Genomic DNA, 14,489 nt, shown 5'->3' on the forward strand with positions numbered 1-14,489 from the left:
ACAGATTGCTTGATTCAAATTGTTAAAGAGCGACGCAACAGTGTGTTGCTGCGGGAGTGGAATTCTACTCAACCGCCTTCTCGAGTCAAGCCTTATTTTCAAAGGCTTTTCGAGGTTATCGACCAGGTTATTTGCGTTGCCGCTTACCCTGTCGATGGAGGCGCATTATAGGGAGCCAGAACGGATTGGCAAGGGTAATTTCGCATAAAATTCGCATTCCCAGCTCAACCGCTCACCAATCAACCAAAGCGGTGTTTTAACACGCAGACAGGGTTCCATATGCGGGCACTTTCTGCGCCTTGCGGGGTCAGGGGTGTCAGTAGATCAAGGTTGTATCGAATTGCCTTTCCCGAACACCATAACCATGGTGATCGGGATCCGGCCTTCGGGTAACATAGCGCCCCTTTGCGATTCTCACACTCTTGGGCTTTGGAGAGTTTAATGCCTTTTGCACTTGGCCAGCGTTGGATTAGTGATACAGAGACGGATCTGGGGTTGGGGACTGTCGTTGCTGTTGAAGGACGCATGGTTACCCTGTTGTTTCCGGCTACCGGTGAAAACCGCATGTATGCCAAAGAAGAGGCGCCGGTCACCCGGGTCAGCTTCAATGTGGGCGATCAGATTGTCACTCACGAAGACTGGACCATGACGGTCGAAGAAGTGCAGGAAAAAGACGGTCTGCTTATATATGTAGGTGTACGCACCGACAATGATGAGCCCGTTGCCCTCAAGGAAGTGTTTCTCAGCAACTTTATCAAGTTCAACAAGCCGCAGGATCGCCTGTTCGCCGGTCAGATTGACCGGATGTCCCGCTTTACCCTGCGCTACGAGGCGCTGATCAACCAGCACCAACGCCGTCGCAACCCGACTCGCGGTCTGGCCGGTGGCCGGGTCAGCCTGATCCCGCACCAGCTCTATATTGCCCACGAAGTGGGTCACCGCTACGCCCCGCGCGTATTGCTGGCGGATGAGGTGGGTCTGGGCAAGACCATCGAAGCGGGCATGATCATTCATCAGCAACTGCTCTCCGGCCGCGCCCATAGGGTGCTGATCCTGCTGCCCGAAACCCTGCAGCACCAGTGGCTGGTCGAGATGCTGCGCCGTTTCAACCTGCACTTCTCCCTGTTTGACGAGGAGCGCTGCATCGAGGCGTTCGCCGATGCAGAGAACCCCTTCGAGACCGAACAGCTGGTGATCTGCAGCCTCGACTTCCTGCGCAAGAAGCGTCGTCGTTTCGAACAGGTGCTGGAAGCCGAGTGGGATCTGCTGGTTGTCGACGAGGCACACCATCTGGAGTGGAGTGAGGACGCACCAAGCCGCGCCTATGAGATGGTGGAAGCGCTGGCCGAACAGGTGCCGGGTGTGCTGCTGCTGACCGCCACCCCGGATCAGCTGGGCCACCAGAGCCACTTTGCCCGTCTGCGCCTGCTCGATCCCGAGCGTTTCTATGACTACGAGGCCTTCCTCGCCGAGGAGCAAGCCTACGGTCAGGTCGCCAGCGCGGCGCAAGAGCTGCTGGAAGGCGAGACCCTGAGCGATGAAGCCAGACAGATCCTCGCCAGCCAGCTGGAAGGGCTGGATCTGAGCGATGCAGCCGCCCGTCAGCAGGCGGTCGCCAAGCTGCTGGATCAGCACGGCACCGGCCGGGTACTGTTCCGCAACAGCCGCGCCAATATTCAGGGCTTCCCGGAGCGTCACCTCAACGTCTACCCCATGCCACTGCCGGATCAGTACAAGACCGCCATCAAGGTGATGGGCATGATGGGTGGCAATGGCGGCGATCTGCAGACCCGTGCCCTGCGCTACCTCTACCCCGAGAAGATCTTCCAGCAGTTCGAAGGCGACAACGCCACCTGGACCCAGTTCGACCCCCGCGTCGAGTGGTTGCTGGGGCTGCTGCTCTCTGCCCGCCAGCAGAAGGTGCTGGTGATCTGCTCCGAAGCGGCCACCGCCATCGCGCTGGAAGAGGCGCTGCGCACCCGTGAAGGGATCCGCGGTACCGTGTTCCATGAAGGGATGTCGATCCTCGAGCGGGACAAGGCCTCCGCCTATTTTGCGCAAGAGGATGGTGGCGCCCAGGTGCTGCTCTGCTCCGAGATCGGTTCAGAAGGTCGCAACTTCCAGTTTGCCAGCCATCTGGTGCTGTTCGATCTGCCGCTCAACCCGGATCTGCTGGAACAGCGCATCGGCCGACTGGATCGTATCGGTCAGCAGAATACCGTCGAGATCCACGTCCCCTATCTGGAGGGCACCTCCCAGCGCGCCCTGCAGCTCTGGTATCACGATGGTCTGGACGCGTTCGAGCAGACATGCCCGACCGCTCGCCCGGTATTCGAAGCGGTGCGCGATGAACTGTTCGAGCTGCTGGCCGCCAACAGCGGCGAGCAAGGCCCGCTGGACGCCCTGCTGATCAAGACCCGCGAACTGCACGAGCCGCTCAAGGCCCGTCTGGAACAGGGCCGCGATCGCCTGCTGGAGATCCACTCCAGCGGTGGCGCTGCCGCCCAGCAGCTGGTCGACAAGCTGGCCGCCGAAGATGACGACACCGGCATGATCTCCTTCGCCCTCAAGATGTTCGACGAGATCGGCGTCAATCAGGATGACCGTGGCGAGAACGCGCTGGTGCTGACCCCGGGGGATCACATGCTGGTCTCCAGCTTCCCGGGCTTGCCGCAAGATGGCATGACCATCACCTTCGATCGCAATACCGCCCTGTCGCGGGATGACATGGCGCTGCTCTCCTGGGATCACCCCATGATGCGCGGCGGCATCGACCTGATCCTCGGCTCCGAGATCGGTGCGACCTCGGTGGCTCTGCTCAAGAACAAGGCGCTGCCCATCGGCTCCATCCTGCTTGAGCTGATCTTCGTTGCCGAGTCTGCGGCCCATCCCCAGCTCTACCGTTTCATGCCGCCGACGCCGATCCGTCTGCTGATGGACAAGAACGGCCAGAATCTGGGTGAAAAAGTGGCGTTCGATGCCTTCAACCGCCAGCTGACTCCGGTCAACCGCCACCTCGGCAGTAAGCTGGTCACCGCGTCCCAACCGGTGATCCACGGTCTGATTGGCAAGGCTCAACCGATTGCCGAAGAGCTGAAAGCCGGGATTGTCGACAAGGCCCGTGCCCAGATGGCGCAGACCCTGCAGCAGGATCTGGATCGTCTGGAAGCGCTCAAGGCGGTCAACCCGAACGTGCGCGACAGCGAACTGGATTATCTGCGCAATCTGCAGGCAGAATTGCACCACCTGATCGATCAGACCCAACTCAAGCTGGATGCAATCCGCTTTATCGTGGTCACCCATAACTGACAAGGTACCGACAGCGGCCAGACCCAGCTCAAACTTGATACTCAATGCCGCTTTATCGTGGTTACCCATAACTGATGGGGGCTTGCCCCCACCTTCTGATGCGAGACATTTATGTTTGAATACTCACCGCCTCTGGAACCCTGGCTCGATATCCTGTTCAAGGACAAGGACATCATGGTGGTCAACAAGCCCACTGGCCTGCTGAGCGTCCCCGGGCGCGGCCCCGAGAATGAAGACAGCGTCCTGCATCGGGTGAAGCAGCAGCACCCCAAGGCGGCGGCGGCCCATCGCCTCGACATGTCCACCACTGGCGTCATTGTCATTCCCCTCAATCCCAATTCCCATCGGGAGCTGAGCCGACAATTTCGCGAGCGGGAGACCGAGAAGCACTACCTCGCCTGGGTGTGGGGCGAGCCGGAGGCCGAGTCGGGTCAGGTAGACCTGCCGCTCTGCGTCGACTGGCCCAACCGCCCGAAACAGAAGGTTGACTTTGAGGAGGGCCGTCACGCCCTGACCCTGTGGCAGAAACTGAAGGTGGAGAACGGCAACAGCCTGATCAAGCTGACCCCCATCACCGGTCGCTCCCACCAGTTGCGCGTCCATATGCTGGAGCTGGGGCACCCCATTCTGGGTGACAACCTCTATGCCCATCCGGATGCGCTGGCGGCGGCGCCCCATCTCTACCTGCATGCGGCCATGCTGACCATTAGCCACCCCCGCAGCGGCGAGCGGATGACCTTCGAGGCGCCGGCGCCCTTCCCGCTCTGAGCGGAAGAGGCTCGCGCCAAATCGCAGAGATAAAAAAGCCCCCATCGCGAGATGGGGGCTTTTTCATTAGGGTCAGACGCGAATATCGATCTTGCTTCCGAGGGAAGCGCTGGCCGATGTCGGCGCTGCCGGAGCGGACTGCGCTGCTGTTGCTAGCAGTTTCAAAGCCGATTCGCCTTCCTGGGTCTGCTGCTTCTTGGCCAGGCTGGCCACCATCAGTGCAGAACCAAACGACGCATTTGCAGAGCTAGAAATATCCATTGTGTACCTCCTGCCTAAACACTATCGGCCAGAGAGTGGCAGACATGAGCCATATCGTTCAGAGCAGGTATGCCTTGTCCGGCGCACGCCGTGCCAGCCAGCGCTCCTCCATCTCCAGCAGGGTCTGATAAGCCTTGGACGCCTGCTCCGGGCGGCTGAACAGATAGCCTTGCCCGTAGAGATGGATGTCGGTCAATGAACGCAGCACGTCTAGCTGACCCTGGGTCTCGATGCCTTCACACACCAGCTTCTTGCCCAGCATGGAGCCCATGCGGCAAATGTTGGCCACCAGCTCGGCCGCCTCTATGGAGGTATCTATGCCCTGGATGAAGGATCTGTCTATCTTCACCTTGCTCACCGGCAGCTTCTGCAGATAGCTGAGCGAGGAGTAACCGGTTCCAAAGTCATCCAACGCCAGGTGAACCCCCTGCTGACTGAGATCCTGCATCAGCTGCAGCGAGTTCTTCACCTCGCGCATTGTGGTGTCTTCCGTCACCTCCAGTACCAGGCAGGATGCGGGAATATGGTGTTCCATCAACGCCTTGGCCACCAGCTTCAACAAGTTGCGCTGATACATGCCAGGGGAGATGTTGACGCACATCTGCAGATCGACCAAGCCCAGGTGCTGCCACTGGTGGAGCTGCTCACACGCCGTGTTCAACACCCAGCCCCCCAGCTTCTCGGCAAGCTGGAACTCTTCCGCCACCTGGATCACCTCGTTGGGGGGGATGAAGCCAAGCTCGGGATGACGCCACCTCAGCAGTGCCTCCACCGCCTCGCAGCGACCGCTCTCCAGGTTGACTATGGGTTGGTAATAGAGCTCCAGGGCATTGTGTTCAAGGGCCATCACCATGTCGGAGGCGAGGTGCTTGCGCCTGGCGGTTTCGTTGAGCAGGGAGCTGTCATAGATGACATAAGGCACATGGGTCTTGCGGCTGTGGAACAGCGCCTGCTCCGCCCGGCTCAGCAGCTCCTGAGTCTGATTGCTGTCCGTGGGGAAGAAGGCGATGCCTATGCCCACCTCCAGCCGGAAGGGGTAGCTGTCGATGATGATGTCTTGCTTGATGGCGTGGAGCACCCTCGCCACCAGCTCCCTGACCTGACGCAGGTCACTGCTGTCCCGTTGCAGCATGGCGAGCTGATCGCCCCCCAGACGCGCCACCCACTCGCCGTTTTCACACAGGGCACGCAGCCGCTTCGCCAGCTCCTGCAGCAGTATGTCCCCTGTGCTGTAGCCGAATTTGCTGTTGATGTCCCGAAAGTCGTTGATGTCGATCAGTACCAGGCCAAAGGGGGTATCACGGCTGACATAGGACTCCATCTTCTCCAGCAAGGCCAGCCGGTTGGCCAGACCGGTCAGCGGATCGACTCGGGCCGTTCTGAAATGGCGCCTGGCTTCACGCACCAGCAGACCGCTGAGCAGAATGACCGATATCACCAGGCCCAACACCATGAACAACAACGCATCGCGCAGCTGGCCGAAGCGCTTGTCATTGCCCGAATAGACGTTGATGTTGTTCTGCATGACGGAGGCGAGCGAATAGGAGAGCGGCTCCTGCAAGGGGGCCAGCGTCATCATGACCTGCTGGTAGTCGGCCGTTCCCGGTTTCAGCCTGGCCAGATCCGGTTCCAGCTTGCGGATATTGTTCTCGGTCAGCTGGACCAGTCGCAGCGTCTTCTGGTTGTCTGCCAGGCTCTTGCGCAACTGGCCGCTCAGCAGTATGGGGGTGCGGCTCCAGAGAATATCGTAGCGCAGCAGCAGGGTTTCATGGTCGATGCCGCCGTAGTGGTAAATCTCGACGGCATTGAGAAAGCGCCCCAGCTCGAGCTGCAACTGCATCAAGGCCCAGGAGACGTCATAGGTGTACTTCTCCATCACCCGGGTCGCATTTTGTATCTGCACCAGGCAATAGAGCGTGCTACCCGTGAATAACAGAATGGATAGATAAAGAACGCCGAGTAAGGGCCAGGCCCTGGTCTTCGCTTTCACCCAATGCTCCCACAAGTCACCGTCTTTACTGCTGAATATCGATTGCGCTCAATTGCCAGATCATCATGTCGGTGAACTCGGATCGCTTGAGTTCGGGATGCTGATCCAGCGGCAGGATAAACCAAAGCGGCCCTTTGTCACGTACCCGCATGGTCACCCCATCATCCTGCCAGGCCAAGATGGGATCGTATTGCCTGACCTTATCCCAGTTGATCCGGATCTGGAAACTATTCAAGGCGGTGAGCGTGATGCTCTTGCCGTTGGCCTTCACCGCCGTCAGCACGTCCGCCAGCTTGGGCCCCACGTATTTGTGCGGCTTGTCCACCCAGGGATTGCTCGTCACTATCTCATGCTGCGGCAGGGCCTGGATCATGGCCATGTCGAAGGCAACCTCACCATCAGCCGGGTTTGCGGGATCCAGATTCCCCGTCACCTTGAGGATCACGGGCCCCTCGGGAGCGGCCAATGCCATGATGGGGACGACAAGGGAAAACAGTAACGGGATCAGGCCTAATGTTCGCATGCTTACCTCAGATCATTTCACTATCAACGACTTCAGCTTAGTAGCACTAAAAAAAACGGCCCGCAAAAGCGAGCCGTTTGATGACTATGACGGAATTACATCATACCCATACCGCCCATGCCACCCATATCAGGCATGGCAGGGGTATCTTTCTTCGGCAGCTCGGAGATCATGCACTCTGTGGTGATCATCAGGCCGGCGATGGAAGAGGCGAACTGCAGGGCAGAACGGGTCACCTTGGTCGGATCCAGGATGCCCATGGCCAGCATGTCACCGTACTGTTCGGTGTAAGCGTTGTAGCCGAAGTTACCCTCACCGTTCTTCACGGCGTTGGCAATGACGGAGGCTTCTTCACCGGCGTTGATGACGATCTGACGCAGCGGCGCTTCCATGGCGCGCAGGGCGACCTTGATACCCACGTTCTGGTCTTCGTTGTCGCCACGCAGGGAGGCCAGCTTGGCAGCTACGCGCACCAGCGCCACACCACCACCGGCAACCACGCCTTCTTCTACGGCAGCGCGAGTGGCGTGCAGGGCATCGTCAACACGGGCTTTCTTCTCTTTCATCTCGACTTCGGTGGCAGCGCCAACCTTGATGACGGCAACACCGCCGGCCAGCTTGGCCACGCGCTCTTGCAGCTTCTCACGGTCATAGTCGGAAGAGGTATCTTCGATCTGCTGACGGATCTGAGCCACGCGGCTCTCGATCAGGGCGGCATCACCCACGCCATCGATGATGGTGGTGTTCTCTTTGGTGATGACGATGCGCTTGGCACGGCCCAGATCTTCCAGGGTCGCTTTTTCCAGCTCCATGCCCACCTCTTCGGAGATCACGGTACCGCCGGTCAGGATGGCGATATCCTGCAGCATGGCCTTGCGACGGTCACCGAAGCCAGGTGCCTTGACGGCGGCGACTTTCACGATGCCGCGCATGGTGTTGACCACCAGGGTCGCCAGCGCTTCACCTTCCACGTCTTCGGCCACGATGATCAGCGGTTTGCCCGCCTTGGCCACGCCTTCCAGCACCGGCAGCATTTCGCGGATGTTGGAGATTTTCTTGTCCACCAGCAGGATGAAGGGGTCATCCAGCTCGACGGAGCCGGTTTCCGGCTTGTTGATGAAGTAGGGGGAGAGGTAGCCACGGTCGAACTGCATACCTTCGACTACAGCCAGCTCGTCTTCCAGACCCTGACCGTCTTCTACGGTGATCACGCCGTCACGACCGACCTTGTCCATGGCTTCGGCGATCAGTGCACCCACTTTCTCGTCGGAGTTGGCGGAGATGGTGCCTACCTGAGCGATGGCGTTGTTGTCGGCGCAGGGCTGGGACAGGGCCTGCAGCTCGGCGACGGCGGCCACGACGGCCTTGTCGATACCGCGCTTCAGATCCATGGGGTTCATGCCGGCAGCGACAGCCTTCAGGCCTTCGTTGACGATGGCTTGCGCCAGTACGGTGGCGGTGGTGGTACCGTCACCAGCGGCATCGTTGGCCTTGGAAGCGACTTCCTTGACCATCTGGGCGCCCATGTTCTGGAACTTGTCTTCCAGCTCGATCTCGCGGGCAACGGAAACACCATCCTTGGTGATGGTCGGGGCACCGAAGGACTTGTCCAGTACCACGTTGCGGCCTTTCGGGCCCAGGGTCACCTTGACGGCGTCGGCCAGGATGTTGACGCCTTCCAGCATCTTGATGCGGGCTTCGTTGCCAAACTTAACTTCTTTAGCTGCCATGTTCTTCAGTCCTTAAATCAATTCGGGAAAAAGGGGGGAGGTGATTACGCTTCGACAATCGCCAGGATGTCGGTCTCGGACAGGATCAGCACGTCCTGGCCATCCAGCTTCTCGGTCTTCACGCCGTAGCCTTCGTTGAAGATCACCTTGTCACCCACCTTGACGGCGAGGGCTTTGACATCGCCATTGTCCAGAATTCGGCCAGTCCCCACGGCAAGAACTTCACCACGGGTGGACTTCTGGGCCGCAGTGCCAGTCAAGACGATGCCGCCAGCGGATTTGGCTTCAGCTTCGATGCGCTTGATGATGACGCGGTCGTGCAGTGGACGAATTTTCATCGATAACTCTCCCAAAATGAGTCTCTGTGTTGCTTGAGGAATGGCCGCAGTCGGCCAAATTTGTTATGCCCCTGATCTGGGGCAATTTGGGTAGCCCTTCAAGGGCAAATACAAAAAAAATATTTTCACGTACTATGAGTATCTTCGATGGATCACCCACCCCCAATCAGGAAGGCGGATGGACATGGCCAGCATTTCGGCCCAGAGCACATAGAGACCCTGCCTTGAGCCGACCCAACCCCATGCTGACCGAGCCCATGACGCCAGTGCTGCTGCGCATGACGGGCCCCATGATCCTCGGCATCGTAGCCATCCTCGCCTTCAACCTGGTCGATACCTTCTTTATCGGCATGCTGGGCACGGAAGCACTCGCCGCCATCAGCTTCACCTTCCCGGTCACCTTCGTGGTCACCTCCCTCACCATGGGGCTGGGAGCGGGACTGTGCGCCCTGCTAGGTCATGCCCTGGGTCAGGGCCGTCACGACGAGGCCGCCCGCATCACCACCGACTGCCTGTTCCTCGCCGTCATCCTGGTGACCCTGCTCGCCGTGCTGGGGGCATTGACCATAGAGCCCCTCTTTACCCTGCTGGGCGCCAGTGCCGAGCTCATCTCCCTCATCCACGACTACATGCTGATCTGGTATCTGACCGTGCCCATGCTGGTCATCCCCATGGTCGGCAATGCCGCCATCCGCACCACTGGGGATACCAAGACCCCCAGCCTGGTGATGGGGGTGGCCGGCCTGGTCAACGGGGTGCTGGATCCCCTGCTCATCTTCGGGCCCGGCCCTTTCCCCGAGTGGGGCATTCGCGGCGCTGCCATCGCCACCTCCCTCTCCTGGTTGATGGCCATGCTGGTCAGCCTGCACATACTGCGCAAGCGGGAGCAACTGCTGTCATGGCGCCTCTCCCCTCGCCCGCGGCTGCTGGCCCACTGGCGCGCCCTGCTGCAGGTGGCCGTGCCCGCATCGTTTACCAACATGCTCAATCCGCTGGCCAATGCCGTGCTGATGGTCATCTTCGCCGGCCTGGGTACCGAGGTGGTGGCCGCCTACGGCGCCGCCTCCAGGGTGGAGGCGCTGCTGCTGATCGTGATGATGGCGCTCTCCTCCGTGCTGGCCCCCTTCGTCTCGCAGAACTGCGGGGCGGGCAATCCGGCGAGGGCCAGGGCCGCCCTGCTGCTCTGCATGCGGTTCGCCCTGCTGTTCCAGCTCGCCATCTACGGCCTCGTCTGGCTGCTGGCCCCCCTCATCGCCAACCTGTTCAGCGATCACCCTCAGGTCGTTCGGCTGATCGTGCTCTACCTGCATCTGGTGCCCATCGGCTACGGTTTTCAGGGCATGGTGATGCTGCTGGCCTCGGCCCTCAATGGGGTCAGGGCCTCGACGGTATCATTCGTCTTCAACGGCATGCGGCTGTTCGTCTTCTTGCTGCCAGGGGCCTGGCTGGGGGGAGAGCAGGGGATCTATCTGGGAATATTGCTGGCAAACCTGGCGGCGGGACTGCTGGCCTGGGGCTATGCCCACCGCAGGTTTGAGGGGCTCTGCCATCAGATCCACCCCTGACGGCGAGGCCCCCGATATGGCGGCCGACGCTGTTCACTCACTCTTTGCGTTCAAACTCCCCTTCGATGGTGGTGCCGCCACCCTTGGCCTGATCCGGCTGCCCCTCGCCAGGGCGCACCCCGAACGGCGGTTGCTGTGCCTGGAAGCCCCCCATCTGCATCCTGAACTGGCTGCTACCCACCAGCTTGTCGGCCAGCCTGTTGCGCAACCAGGGTTGCAGCAGCAGGATACCGAAGAAGTCGGTCACGAATCCCGGAATGATCAGCAGCAGACCGGCCAGCGCCAGCATCATGCCCCCCATTACCTCGCGGCCCGGCATCTCGCCCTGCTGCATCTTCTGCTGGGCGCTGAACAGGGTCTTGATCCCCTCGCTGCGTACCAGGGAAGAGCCCAGCACCGCGGTCAGCACCAGCAGGCCCACGGTCGGCAAGGCACCGATCACCGAGCCCACCTCTATCATCACGGTGAGCTCCAGCAATACCAGGCCAACCAACAACAGTAACAACTTGCCCATAGCAACCTCAGTGCGGTGAATAAATGAACCTGCCATCACGCAGTCAGCGGAGTATGGCCCATGCCAACTCACCATCGTACAGGTCTCTTGTCACTAAAATGGGGAGCCATGTCGGTTTTTCAAGTCTGCGGTGTCAGACAACCCGGGTTCGGGAGAAATATTTGGTCGCCCAACTGTGATTGAAGTGATTGTTCTGTCAAAGTTAATCGCTCAATTGCAATATCTGTTTAATGACCACAAGATATTTGGGGTTGCCTCAAATTTAGTGATCCAAGTCTAATATCAGGTACCTCAATTGAGGTAAGATCTATCCCAGTCATTGCACAGGGGGCCATTGGTTCCCCACTGCCCCACCCGATGTGTGGTGCTTCAGGATGAAATGTGCGTAAGGAAGTCGCGACCACTCGGTGAGGATCGTTTCCATTTATCTGATTTCTGAGGCATTACAATGAGCGACATCAAGAACGTCCGCATTGAAGAAGACCTGCTGGGCACCAAAGAAGTTTCCAACGATCTCTATTACGGTGTGCATACCCTGCGCGCCGTCGAGAACTTCAAGATCAGCACTCAGAAGATTTCTGACGTTCCCGAATTTGTCCGTGGCATGGTGCTGACCAAGAAGGCCGCCGCACTGGCCAACGGTGAGCTGGGCACCATACGTCCCGAAATCGCTGACAAGATCATCGAAGCCTGTGACCTGATGCTGAACACCGGCAAATGCTTCGACCAGTTCCCGGTCGATGTCTATCAGGGCGGCGCCGGTACCTCCGTCAACATGAACACCAACGAGGTGCTGGCCAACATCGCCCTCGAGTTGATGGGTCTGGAGAAGGGCCGTTACGACGTCATCAACCCGAACGATCACGTCAACAAGTGCCAGTCCACCAACGACGCCTACCCGACCGGTTTCCGCGTGGCCGTGGTCAACAGCACCGACACTACCCTGCACGCCCTGGAAGCGCTGATCGCAGCCTTCGATGCCAAGGCTGCCGAGTTCAAGAGCATCCTGAAGATGGGCCGTACCCAGCTGCAGGACGCCGTCCCCATGACCCTGGGTCAGGAGTTCCATGCCTTCGCCGTCACCCTGCGTGAAGAGATCAAATCCATCAAGCGTTGCCAGGAGCTGCTGCTGGAAGTGAACCTGGGCGCCACCGCCATAGGTACCGGCCTGAACACCCCGCCCGAGTACTCCGCCCTGGCCATCAAGCGTCTGGCCGAGATCACCGGTCGTGCCTATGTACCGGCAGAGGATCTCATCGAAGCGACCTCCGACTGCGGCGCCTATGTGATGCTGCACGGCGCCATCAAGCGTCTGGCCATGAAAATGTCCAAGATCTGTAATGACCTGCGTCTGCTCTCCTCTGGCCCGCGGACCGCGCTCAAAGAGATCAACCTGCCGGAAATGCAGGCTGGCTCTTCCATCATGCCGGCCAAGGTCAACCCGGTCATTCCGGAAGTGGTCAACCAGTCCTGCTTCAAGGTGTTCGGTAACGACGTCACCATCACCTTCGCCGCCGAAGCCGGTCAGCTGCAGCTGAACGTCATGGAGCCGGTGATTGGTCAGGCCATGTTCGAATCCCTGAGCCTGATGGAAAAAGCCTGCATCTCCCTGCGCGAGAAGTGCGTGGAAGGCATCACCGCCAACCCGGAAATCTGCATGAACCACGTGCTGAACTCTATCGGCATCGTGACCTACCTGAACCCCTTCATCGGTCACCACGAAGGTGACATCGTCGGCAAGATCTGTGCCCAGACCGGCAAGAACGTCCGCGAAGTCGTGCTTGAGCGCGGCCTGCTGACCGCCGAGCAGCTGGACGAGATCCTCTCCATCGAGAACCTGATGAATCCGCAATACAAGGCCAAGCGTTACACCCGCGAAGCCACCGTATAACCGGAATCCTGGGCCGGGTATATCCCGGCCCCATAGAGTCAGTTCCCGAGCGGCCTCCTGCTAGTCCCGTCGGGAATTGGCTTTCTGCCTAATAAAACCTAAAAAAAACTGGAAAATGGAGTGTTCGCTATGATTGGAATCGAGTTACTTGTGGTGCTCGCCGCTATCTATCTGGGGGCCCGGATAGGCAGCATAGGCATCGGCTTTGCCGGTGGTCTGGGGGTGCTGGTGCTGACCTGGGGTCTGGGCATGCCCATCCCGAGCGATCAGCTGGTTGCCTACCTCCCCTGGGACGTGATCATGATCATCGCGTCCGTCATCTGCGCCATCGCCTGCATGCAGCTCGCCGGCGGGATGGACTACCTGGTGCACCTGGCCGAGAAGGCCCTGCGCAAGAATCCCAAGCACATCACCTTCGCAGCCCCCGTCGTCACCTACCTGATGACCATGCTGGCCGGTACGGGTCACACCGCCTTCTCCACCCTGCCGGTGATCGCCGAAGTGGCCAAGGAGCAGGGCATTCGCCCCTCCCGTCCGCTCTCCATCGCGGTCGTCGCCTCCCAGATCGCCATCACAGCCTCGCCCATCTCGGCGGCCGTGGTCGCCTTCTCCGGCATGCTGGAGCCCCTCGGTGTCGACTACCTGACCCTGCTGGCCATCTGCATCCCGTCCAGCTTCATCGCCTGTCTGCTGGGGGCCTTCGTGGCCAACATGCTGGGCAAGCCGCTGGAGCAGGATGAAGTCTATCTGGAGCGCAAGGCCAAGGGCCTGATCAAGCTGCGCGGCACCAGCAAGGTGGAACTCAAGCCTTACGCCAAGCTCTCCGTCGGCATCTTCATCGTCGCCATAGTGGCAGTGATGGCCTATGCCACCGCCATCTCCGGCAACGTGGGCCTGATCAGCAGCCCGCCCATCCCCCGCGATGGCGCCATCATGGGCATCATGCTCTCCGCCGCCACCCTGATGGTGCTGTTCTGCAAGCTGGACGCCACCCAGATCACCAACATGCCGACCTTCAAGTCCGGTATGTCCGCCTGTATCTGCGTACTGGGTGTGGCCTGGCTCGGCAACGTCTTCGTTAAGGGCAACATGGTCGAGATCCAGGCGTTCGCCGGCGATCTGCTGAGCCAGTACAGCTGGCTGCTGGCCGTGGTGCTGTTCTTCTCCTCCATGCTGCTCTACTCCCAGGGTGCCACCACCAAGGCTCTGATGCCGGCCGCGCTGGCCCTGGGCGTCAGCCCGCTGGCGGCCATCGCCTCCTTCGCCGCCGTGAGCGCCCTGTTCGTGCTGCCGACCTACCCGACCCTGCTGGCGGCGGTCGAGATGGACGACACCGGCTCCACCCGGATTGGCAAGGCGGTGTTCAACCACCCCTTCTTCATCCCGGGCGTGGCCACCATCGCCATGGCAGTGGCGCTGGGCTTCTTCTTCGGCGGTCTCATCCTCTGACGGCGAACCCATCCTTGCAAAAACGGCCCTTTCGGGCCGTTTCAGATTGCTGAAGAACCCCCCTTCTTTTTCAAAAAAGGGGGTTCTTCTTTCGCTTTGGGTCTGAGGGCTCATCATCCGCTAGAAAGTCGGCATAGTTGCCATCTTTGCC

Annotated in this window: 11 protein-coding genes; 5 read left to right on the forward strand and 6 right to left on the reverse strand. The window is 59.9% G+C overall.

Translation table 11 applies throughout. The features are described 5' to 3' along the window. The first annotated feature begins 441 nt into the window (after window positions 1-441). Both rapA and rluA read left to right on the forward strand, forming a co-directional pair. A complete protein-coding gene (gene rapA, locus ACB030_RS20085) occupies window positions 442-3,309 on the forward strand; it encodes an RNA polymerase-associated protein RapA (RefSeq protein WP_371162200.1) in 2,868 nt (955 codons plus the stop codon). Between the two features lie 111 nt (window positions 3,310-3,420). Continuing rightward, window positions 3,421-4,077 (forward strand): bifunctional tRNA pseudouridine(32) synthase/23S rRNA pseudouridine(746) synthase RluA, encoded by a 657-nt coding sequence (gene rluA / locus ACB030_RS20090; protein ID WP_371162202.1) that lies wholly within the window; start codon window positions 3,421-3,423, stop codon window positions 4,075-4,077. Window positions 4,078-4,149: 72 nt separating this feature from the next. Here the strand turns inward: rluA and ACB030_RS20095 are convergent, their stop codons facing one another. From ACB030_RS20095 to ACB030_RS20115, 5 genes are all read right to left on the reverse strand, one after another. Continuing rightward, complete coding sequence (locus ACB030_RS20095) at window positions 4,150-4,338, reverse strand: hypothetical protein (protein WP_041206379.1); 189 nt, start codon at window positions 4,336-4,338, stop codon at window positions 4,150-4,152. A gap of 58 nt (window positions 4,339-4,396) precedes the next feature. After that, window positions 4,397-6,328, reverse strand: coding sequence for a putative bifunctional diguanylate cyclase/phosphodiesterase (locus ACB030_RS20100; protein ID WP_371162204.1), 1,932 nt, complete (start codon window positions 6,326-6,328; stop codon window positions 4,397-4,399). A gap of 25 nt (window positions 6,329-6,353) precedes the next feature. Beyond that, on the reverse strand, window positions 6,354-6,851 hold the full coding sequence (locus tag ACB030_RS20105) for a molybdopterin-binding oxidoreductase (protein ID WP_371162206.1): 498 nt from the start codon (window positions 6,849-6,851) through the stop codon (window positions 6,354-6,356). Between the two features lie 95 nt (window positions 6,852-6,946). Beyond that, window positions 6,947-8,581 carry a chaperonin GroEL gene (groL, locus tag ACB030_RS20110; protein ID WP_025325745.1) on the reverse strand — a complete coding sequence of 545 codons (1,635 nt, stop codon included), beginning with the start codon at window positions 8,579-8,581 and terminating at the stop codon, window positions 6,947-6,949. Window positions 8,582-8,625: 44 nt separating this feature from the next. After that, window positions 8,626-8,919, reverse strand: a complete 294-nt coding sequence (locus ACB030_RS20115) for a co-chaperone GroES (RefSeq protein WP_005318973.1) — start codon at window positions 8,917-8,919, stop codon at window positions 8,626-8,628. A 242-nt stretch (window positions 8,920-9,161) separates the two neighbouring features. Between ACB030_RS20115 and ACB030_RS20120 the strand changes: the two genes are divergently transcribed. Further along, window positions 9,162-10,484 (forward strand): MATE family efflux transporter, encoded by a 1,323-nt coding sequence (locus tag ACB030_RS20120; protein WP_371162210.1) that lies wholly within the window; start codon window positions 9,162-9,164, stop codon window positions 10,482-10,484. 37 nt (window positions 10,485-10,521) lie between these two features. Here ACB030_RS20120 and ACB030_RS20125 read toward each other — a convergent pair whose 3' ends face one another. Then, the gene (locus ACB030_RS20125; RefSeq protein ID WP_319917949.1) at window positions 10,522-10,998 is read right to left on the reverse strand and encodes an FxsA family protein; all 477 of its coding nucleotides are present in this window, start codon (window positions 10,996-10,998) and stop codon (window positions 10,522-10,524) included. A gap of 448 nt (window positions 10,999-11,446) precedes the next feature. Between ACB030_RS20125 and aspA the strand changes: the two genes are divergently transcribed. Both aspA and ACB030_RS20135 read left to right on the forward strand, forming a co-directional pair. Continuing rightward, on the forward strand, window positions 11,447-12,889 hold the full coding sequence (gene aspA, locus ACB030_RS20130) for an aspartate ammonia-lyase (protein ID WP_106884964.1): 1,443 nt from the start codon (window positions 11,447-11,449) through the stop codon (window positions 12,887-12,889). Between the two features lie 129 nt (window positions 12,890-13,018). Further along, window positions 13,019-14,338 (forward strand): anaerobic C4-dicarboxylate transporter, encoded by a 1,320-nt coding sequence (locus ACB030_RS20135; protein WP_205641005.1) that lies wholly within the window; start codon window positions 13,019-13,021, stop codon window positions 14,336-14,338. Window positions 14,339-14,489 lie beyond the last annotated feature (151 nt).

Source organism: Aeromonas sp. S16(2024), assembly GCF_041403065.1.
In the GTDB taxonomy this organism is placed as follows: Bacteria; Pseudomonadota; Gammaproteobacteria; order Enterobacterales; family Aeromonadaceae; genus Aeromonas.